This is a genomic window from Adlercreutzia sp. DFI.6.23 (genome assembly GCF_024462535.1).
Lineage (GTDB): Bacteria > Actinomycetota > Coriobacteriia > Coriobacteriales > Eggerthellaceae > Adlercreutzia > Adlercreutzia rubneri.
In genome coordinates this window covers 1-471 of the sequence record NZ_JANGBP010000059.1, presented here as the reverse complement: position 1 = coordinate 471, position 471 = coordinate 1, and the positions used below count along the sequence as shown (strand labels likewise).

The following is a 471-nucleotide window of genomic DNA, read 5'->3' as shown; positions in this document are numbered from 1 at the left end:
CCGGCCGGGGACAGGCCGCCCACCGTCGCGGCCAGGGCCACACCGATGCCCGCGAGCACCACGAGCACCGCCACCGCGATGCCGATGCGCGCGAACCTTGCCCGTCCCGCTGTCTTTCCCATGGCACCCTCGCTTCCAGGGCCTATCGGCCCGCTCACTTCCAGGACCTAGAGGCCCAATCGTCCTTCGTCAGGCTCGCCATTGTACACCGCCGCCGGCGCCAGCGTCACTTCCACACACATTCCCAAGGCGCAGGCCACATCCCCCAGAAGATCGGAGGTGATGTTGGCGCGACCTCGCTCCACGCGGCTGACGACGGCCTGATCCACCAGGGCCCTCTCGGCCAGCTGTTTCTGCGTCATCCCCTGCTCGCGGCGCGCCTCGGCCACCGCGCGCCCGATGGACTGGCGCAACTGGCGCCGGTCGTCCAGTATCTCGCCATCGTCATCGACGGGAAACGGCCCGCGCAGC

The 471-nt window shown here is 69.9% G+C and carries 1 protein-coding gene; it reads right to left on the bottom strand.

Annotation, left to right across the window (positions count from 1 at the left end):
* Positions 1–167: 167 nt before the first annotated feature.
* On the bottom strand, positions 168–471 hold a 304-nt coding region (locus NE591_RS12330), incomplete at its 5' end, for a helix-turn-helix domain-containing protein (RefSeq protein WP_256156755.1).